3 protein-coding genes and 2 pseudogenes are annotated in these 5,506 nt (G+C 74.4%); 2 read left to right on the forward strand and 3 right to left on the reverse strand.

Translation table 11 applies throughout. The annotated features are described in order from the left end of the window. Positions 1 to 101: 101 nt before the first annotated feature. A complete protein-coding gene (locus ACZ63F_RS38775) occupies positions 102 to 1,844 on the forward strand; it encodes a pyruvate dehydrogenase (RefSeq protein ID WP_469718385.1) in 1,743 nt (580 codons plus the stop codon). Between the two features lie 4 nt (positions 1,845 to 1,848). Here ACZ63F_RS38775 and ACZ63F_RS38780 read toward each other — a convergent pair whose 3' ends face one another. From ACZ63F_RS38780 to ACZ63F_RS38790, 3 genes and pseudogenes are all read right to left on the reverse strand, one after another. Then, complete coding sequence (locus ACZ63F_RS38780) at positions 1,849 to 3,459, reverse strand: MFS transporter (RefSeq protein ID WP_469718387.1); 1,611 nt, start codon at positions 3,457 to 3,459, stop codon at positions 1,849 to 1,851. Next, complete coding sequence (locus ACZ63F_RS38785) at positions 3,456 to 4,193, reverse strand: YoaK family protein (RefSeq protein WP_469718388.1); 738 nt, start codon at positions 4,191 to 4,193, stop codon at positions 3,456 to 3,458. The genes ACZ63F_RS38780 and ACZ63F_RS38785 overlap by 4 nt, the downstream gene beginning before the upstream one ends. Before the next feature lie 251 nt (positions 4,194 to 4,444). Next, a pseudogene (locus ACZ63F_RS38790) lies at positions 4,445 to 5,089 on the reverse strand (amidohydrolase family protein); the annotation flags it as partial. A gap of 308 nt (positions 5,090 to 5,397) precedes the next feature. Between ACZ63F_RS38790 and ACZ63F_RS38795 the strand changes: the two are divergent. Continuing rightward, a pseudogene (locus tag ACZ63F_RS38795) lies at positions 5,398 to 5,506 on the forward strand (esterase); the annotation flags it as partial.

The following is a 5,506-nucleotide window of genomic DNA, read 5'->3' on the forward strand; positions in this document are numbered from 1 at the left end:
CCCCCCCCCCCCCCCCCCCCCCCCCCCCCTCCCCCCCCCCCCCCCCCCCCCCCCCGCCCCCCCCCCCCCCCCCCCCCCCCCCCCGGCGGCGAAGGAGTGGCATGGCCAGGCAGACCATCGCGGAACAGTACGTCGACCTCATGGCGCGCGCGGGCGTGCGCCGTATCTACGGGGTGGTCGGGGACAGCCTGAACCCGGTCGTCGACGCGGTCAGACGGCATGACGCGGTGGAGTGGGTCCAGGTCCGCCACGAGGAGGTCGCGGCGTTCGCGGCCGGTGCCGAGGCCCAGCTCACCGGGCGCCTCGCCGCCTGCGCCGGCTCCTGCGGCCCCGGCAACCTGCACCTGATCAACGGCCTGTACGACGCCCACCGCTCGATGGCGCCGGTGCTCGCGCTGGCCGCGCAGATACCCAGCGGGCAGATCGGAACCGGCTACTTCCAGGAGACCCACCCCGACCGGCTGTTCGCCGAGTGCAGCCACTACTCCGAGCTGATCTCCTCGCCGCACCAGATGCCCCGTGTCGTGCAGACGGCGATCCAGCACGCCGTCGGCCGCCGCGGCGTCTCGGTCGTGGCCCTCTCCGGTGACACCGCCGCCGAGGCCACCCCGGACGCGGCCCCCGACCTCACCCTGCCCCTGGACCTGCCCGCCATCCGCCCGGGTGACCGGGAGCTGGCCCGCCTCACCGAGCTGGTGGACGCCGCGGAACGCGTGACGGTCTTCTGCGGACGGGGCGTCGCCGGCTCCCACGCCGAGGTGATGGCCTTCGCCGAGAAGGTCAAGGCCCCGGTCGGGCACGCGCTGCGCGGCAAGGAGCACATCCAGTACGACAACCCCTACGACGTCGGCATGAGCGGACTGCTCGGCTACGGCGCCGCCTACGAGGCCATGCACGAGGCCGACCTGCTGATCCTCCTCGGCACGGACTTCCCGTACACCGAGTTCCTGCCCCGCCACGTCCGTACGGTCCAGGTCGACGTCCAGCCCGAGCGGCTCGGCCGCCGCACCCAGCTCGACCTCGCCGTCTGGGGCGACGTGGGCGAGACCCTGCGGTGCCTGACGCCCGCGGTGCGGGAGAAGACCTCGCGCCGCTTCCTCGACCACATGCTGGAGCGGCACGCGCACGCCCTCGAAGGCGCCGTGAACGCCTACACCCGCGACGTCGGGAAGCATACCCCGATCCACCCCGAGTACGTCGCCGCGGTCCTCGACGAAGAGGCCGCCGACGACGCCGTGTTCACCGTGGACACCGGCATGTGCTGCGTGTGGGCGGCGCGTTACCTGACGCCGAACGGGCGCCGCCGCATCCTCGGCTCGTTCGTGCACGGCTCGATGGCCAACGCGCTGCCGCAGGCGATCGGCGCGCAGTTCCTGGACCGCGGCCGGCAGGTCGTCTCGCTCTCCGGCGACGGCGGATTCTCCATGCTGATGGGCGACTTCCTCACCCTCGTGCAGTACGGACTGCCGGTGAAGGTCGTCGTCTTCAACAACTCCTCCCTCGGCATGGTCGACCTGGAGATGATGGTCGACGGCCTGCCCCCGCACGCCACGAGCTACCCGCACACCGACTACGCGGCCATCGCCACCGCCGCCGGAGCACGGGGCATCCGGGTCGAGAAGCCCGCCGACGTTCGCGGCGCGCTCCGCGAGGCCTTCGCCCATGACGGACCCGCGCTGGTCGACGTCGTCACCGACCCCGCCGCCCTGGCCGTCCCGCCGAAGATCACCGCTGAGCAGATCAGCGGCTTCGCTCTCTCCGCGAGCCGGACGGTGCTGAGCGGCGGAGTCGGCCGCATGATCCACCTCGCGCGGGCCAACCTCCGCAACATTCCCCGCCCCTGAGGGATCAGCCCGGCAGCACCGCCGGTCCGCCCGAGGTGTCGAACGCATGGGTCACCTCGGGCGCGGTGCCCGGGGTGAGCAGCGCGCGGGCCTCCTCCTCGAACCGGCGGTCGGTGGCCGTCAGCCGCACGTGGTGCTGGGCCTGGTGCTCCGCCCAGGAGGAGACCAGGTAGTTCTCGACGAAGCGCTCCGGGTCGTGGCCGTCCTGGTAGAGGCCCCAGGACAGGGCCCCGGTACGGCGCCGGGAGCGCGCCACCCGGTGCATGCGGTCCGTGAACTCGGTCTGCCGGTCCGCCGGGACGCGGTAGACGACGGAGACCAGGACCGGGCCGTCGGCCTCCCCGGGTTCGAACACCAGGGGAGGCGTCGGCCAGTGGTCGGAGGGCGCGGGGTCGATGCCCTCGGCGTCCCGCAGCGGCCAGCGCCGGACGCTGGCCGCGCTCAGCAACATCGCGCCGCCGGCGAGCAGCAGGCAGGCGCTCAGCCCGAGCCGGTCGGCCACCGCGCCCCACAAGGGCGCCGCCAGTGCCTGGCCGCCCTGGAAGACCAGGAGGTAGACGGCGAGTCCGCGGGCCCTGACCCAGCCGGGGAGCCGGGTCTGCACGGCCGCGTTGAGCGTGGAGAGCACGGCGATCCAGGCGAGGCCCGCGGGCAGCAGGGCGAGCGCGACCAGCCACGGCACATGGACCGTGGCCAGCACCGCGAGTACCGCTGCGAACACCAGGGCGCCGACCGAGAGGGTGCCGTTGGCGCCGAGCAGGCGACGGGCCCGGGGGAGCAGGAAGGCGCCGCCGACCGCGCCGATGCCCACGGCCCCGAGGAGCAGACCGTAGCCGCCCGAACCGAGGCCCAGGGAGCGGCTCGCGGTCAGCGGCAGCAGGGCCCACAGGGCGGCACCGCCGGGTATGAACAGGAGCGTGCGCAACAGGATCCGGCGGATACCGGGCGCGTTCCAGACGTAGCGGCGGCCGGCGTACAGGGCGGCCAGCAGCCCCTCGTTCCCGGCGGGCGGGACGGCGGCCGCGGCGGGGCGCCGCCACAGCAGCAGGACGGCCGCGATGCCCAGGTAGGACGCCGCGTTGAAGGCGAAGACCCAGCCCGCGCCCGCGGCCGCGACCACCGCGCCGCCCAGCGCCGGTCCGACGGCACGGGCCAGGTTCATGTTCACCGCGCCCAGCGCCGCCGCCTGGCCGAGCCGCTCCCGCTCCACCAGCTCCGGCTGGATCGCCTGCCAGGCCGGGCCCATCAGCGCGGTGCCGCAGCCCAGCAGGAAGGTCAGGAGCAGCAGGGCAGTCGGCGACAGCGCGTCCAGGAACGCGAGCACCGCCAGCGCCCCGGACACCGCGAGCATCGCGAACTGCGCGGTCACCAGCACCGCCCGCCGGTCGAACCGGTCGGCGACCACCCCGGAGGGCAGCGCGAGCAGGACGACGGGCAGGCTGGACGCGGTCTGTACGAGGGTCACCAGCGCCGCGCTGTCCCCGACCAGCAGCCACTGGGCGCCGACCGTCTGCATCCAGCTGCCGATGTTGGAGACCAGCTGCGCGATCCACAGCGCCCGGAACACGCGGGTCGCGAGGGGCGCCCACGGGGAGTCGGCGGCGGCGCTGCTCATGCCGCTCCAGGCCGGGTCCAGGCGGGGTCGCCGCCTGCCAGGCGGTGCGTGGCCAGGGAGGTGACGGCCAGGAGCAGCAGGGCGAGGCCCAGGGTGAGCACCAGATGGCCGTGGAGCAGCAGCGCGGTCCCCACGAGCGCGCCGAGCAGCATGGCCAGGACGGACAGGATCCGGCGGCCGGGCCGGGGCGCGGCACCGCCCGCCGGACCGGAGTCCGCGGCCAGGCCCGTCAGGGTCAGCGTCAGCACGGTCGTGGTCATGTCGGGGACGCCGAGGCGCCGGGCGACCGCGTTCTGCAGGCCCATGGCGAGCCCGAGGAACACGATCAGCGTGTACTGGACCCCGGTGCCGACCCGGCCGTCGGTGACCGCGGCGACCACGGTGACGGCGACCAGCACCGTCTGCACGGCCGTCGCCGTCTTCAGCAGACTCCCGCGGTGGGCGGCGAACCGGGTGCCCAGCCGCCCCCCGGCCAGCGCCCCGGCGAGGAACGCGGCCAGGGCGACGACGGAGGCGAGCGCGGACAGGTTCGGGGCGCCCGCCAGCGCGAAGCCCAGGAACACCACGTTGCCGGTCATGTTGGCGACGAAGACATGCCCGAGGGACAGGTAACTCACCGCGTCCACCAGCCCGGTGACCACCGTCAGCGTCAGCAGCAGGGGCGGCAGCGGGCCGTGCCGGTCGTCCCGGGGCGGTACCAGGGTGTGGAGCGCGTCAGTCAGCAGTCTGCGCACGGGATGCTCCTTCCACTGCGACGGTGGGGGTGCGGTGCAGCACCGCGCGGGTGAGCAGGCCGCTCGTGGGGCCGGTCACGATCGCCGCGAGGACGAGCCACAGCGGCCACGGGGTGAGGCGCAGCGCGTGGTCGACCGACCACCGGCCGGGCCCGGTGAGGGACAGGGCCACCGAGATGACGACGAGGACCAGCGGATACTCGTAACCGTCGTTCTGCACCCACAGGCCCTTGGGCCACTTGACCGTCCCGCCTGGCCAGCGTCGAGTAGAGGATGAGGGCGCTGGGAGCGGCCAGCAGCATGCCCGTCGGCTCCCCGTCCCGGCCGCGGACGATCTGGCCGCCCCGCGGGTGGGGGGTGTCCTTGCCGAATCCGGCGGCCTTCAGCGCCGCCCGGTTGAGGACGGCCGACTGGTACAGGTGCAGGACGAACACCGGGGTGTCCGGGGCGGCCGCGTTCAGTTCGGCGACGGTCGGCAGCCGCCGTTCGGCGAACTGCTCCGCCGACCAGCCGCCCACCACCCGCACCCACTGGCCCTTCGGGGTCCTGGCGGCCTGCTCGCGGAGCATCGCCAGGCCCTGGCGCAGCGTGGGCACCCCGTCCCAGCGCAGCTCAAGCACGTAGTTGAGGCCGCCGCGGACCACGTGCAGATGAGCGTCGTTGAGGCCCGGGATCACCCGGCGCCCGAGCGCGTCCACGACCTTGGTGGCCGGGCCGACGTGCGGGGCCACGTCCCTGTCGTCGCCGACGACCGTGACCACGCCGTCCCGGACGGCGAGCGCGCCCGCGTGCGGGCGGCCCGGGTCACCGGTGTGGATTTTCGCGTTACGGACGACGAGCTCTGCGGGATCGTCGGCGGCCTGGGGAACCAGACCGCCGACCGGCATGGAGGACACGGTTGCGGGGCCCCTTCCGGGATGGGAATCGCGGTGCCGGGGTCCGTGTTCGCCGTCGAATCAGAGGTGAGCCACGACCACCGAGCCGTCACGCTAGGTCCGCTCCCGGCCGTGGTGTGTCCCGTGCGCGCACTCGCACCCGCCCCGCAGCGCACCGGTCCGCGCGTGCGCCGCGGGGCGTCGGCGCGTGCGCTGCGGGGTGGATGGGCGTGCGCTCGGGGGCAACTGCCCGGCGGACTCCGCTCCTACGGTGAACCGCGGCGGCGCCGGAACGTCCGGTGTGCCTCATGCAATCCCAGGAGACTCGCATGTCCGAAGCCTTCACGCCCGTCACTCCGGTTCTCGAACCCGCCGCCCAGGCCTTCGTCGAGGCCACCGCCAACCCGCCCTACCTCTTCGACCTCGCTCCCGCCGAGG

The sequence above is a fragment of the Streptomyces sp. NPDC104761 genome, assembly GCF_055583445.1.

Excerpts from the sequence above, each read along its gene's own strand:
- ACZ63F_RS38775 (WP_469718385.1), top strand. The coding sequence starts at position 102 with ATGGCCAGGCAGACCATCGCGGAACAGTACGTCGACCTCATGGCGCGC.
- ACZ63F_RS38780 (WP_469718387.1), bottom strand. The coding sequence starts at position 3,459 with ATGAGCAGCGCCGCCGCCGACTCCCCGTGGGCGCCCCTCGCGACCCGC.